We start from the raw sequence: 1,652 nt of genomic DNA on the forward strand, positions 1-1,652 counted from the left end.
GTAAAATCTGTTTTAATTACATCCCAAAATGGACACAAAAAAAACATTTTATAGCAACGGAAAATTATTAATTACAGCCGAATATTTGGTTTTAGACGGTGCGAAAGCATTAGCTCTGCCAACAAAATTTGGTCAAAAATTAATCATCGAAGAGGGAAATACAGCCGAAATCTATTGGACAAGTTATGATAGCGACGGAAGTATGTGGTTTGAAGAAAAAATCCTTTTTTCAGAAATCAGCAATCCTGAAGTTCCAAAAGAAGAGACTATTAAAAGTACTTTAATCAATATTCTTCACGAAGCCTATCGATTAAACCCATCATTTTTGAACCAAAGCCAAGGTTACAAGATCAAAACCGAATTGACTTTTCCAAAAAAATGGGGATTAGGCACTTCCTCTACATTGATTAATAATATTGCGCAATGGCTCAAAATAGATGCCTTTGAACTGTTGCAAAACAGCTTTGGAGGCAGCGGATATGACATTGCCTGTGCACAGCATAATAATCCTATTATTTATCATTTAAAAAACGGAAAACCAAAAGTTGAAGTTGCACATTTTAACCCCGGTTTTGCAGATACTATCTATTTTGTTTATCTAAATAAGAAACAAAGCAGCAAGAATGCAATTGCCAAATATCAAAACAACAAAACTGCCGATACCGAAAAAAACATCAGCAAGATAGACAAACTAACCCATGAGATTGTTCACTCCAAAAGTGCCCGAACAATGGCCGATGCGATAGCCAAACACGAAGCCATCATGAGCACAATCCTTGAAACAACTACTGTAAAAGAAGAATTGTTTTCAGACTTTATTGGAGAAATCAAAAGTCTGGGGGCCTGGGGCGGCGATTTTATTATGGTGATTTCCGAAATAAGTCCGAAAACTTATTTTTCATCTAAAGGATTTGAAACCGTAATTCCTTATCACGAAATGATTTTAAGTTAAATCAATTTAAAGAAACACAACCTTACACTTCTCAAATAGGCATAAAAAAAGTCCCGATAATTTAGTTATCGGGACTTTTTTATATGAAATTAAAATTAATCTATACTATAAAATTAGTAGTTAAAATTTCTTCTATTGTCTTTGATTTCAGCAATATCCTTAAGAGCTGGCAAAATTCTATTGGCATCTCCGGCAGATTGCGCTTTCAATTTAGCCACATAAGGAGCTACATCTTTAACAGCAGGAGCTTTAACTACACTTGTTGTTTTAACAACATATACTCCTGTATTTCCTTCAATTGGAGCAGACATTTTGTTTGCTGCCAAAGCAAATGCATTTCCAACTACTCTAGGCTCCTGACCTACACCACCATTTAAGATTGGATTATCAAGAGTTACATTAGCAGCTTGCTCTACTTTACTTCCTGTAGCTTTAGCAATAGCCTCTAATGAACCAGCAGTCATTTTAGCTTTAAGCATTTCAACTTTCTTAGCTTTTTTCAATTTTGCTTCTACATAAGGTCTTGCCTGATCGATTGGAGTAAATCCTGAATCATCAACATTTTTAAGAACAGCAATTACATGCCCTACATTAGCAACTTCAAAACGTTTTACTGAACCTACTTTAGTATCTGCTTCAAATGCCCATCTAACAATGTTTCTTTGATTTCCTAAAGCTCCAAAGTTTTCGTCCATAGCTT

At 34.8% G+C, this 1,652-nt stretch carries 2 protein-coding genes; one reads left to right on the forward strand and one right to left on the reverse strand.

Translation table 11 applies throughout. From position 1 onward, the window contains the following. The first annotated feature begins 28 nt into the window (after window positions 1–28). The gene (locus tag AC1QQ2_RS14085; protein ID WP_479713608.1) at window positions 29–952 is read left to right on the forward strand and encodes a GYDIA family GHMP kinase; all 924 of its coding nucleotides are present in this window, start codon (window positions 29–31) and stop codon (window positions 950–952) included. A 113-nt stretch (window positions 953–1,065) separates the two neighbouring features. On the opposite strand, the gene AC1QQ2_RS14090 is transcribed toward AC1QQ2_RS14085, so the two are convergent. Beyond that, a partial coding sequence (locus AC1QQ2_RS14090; protein WP_479713609.1) for a hypothetical protein occupies window positions 1,066–1,652 on the reverse strand: 587 nt, incomplete at its 5' end.

Source organism: Aestuarium sp., from assembly GCF_023253315.1.
GTDB lineage: Bacteria > Pseudomonadota > Alphaproteobacteria > Rhodobacterales > Rhodobacteraceae > Marivivens > Marivivens donghaensis.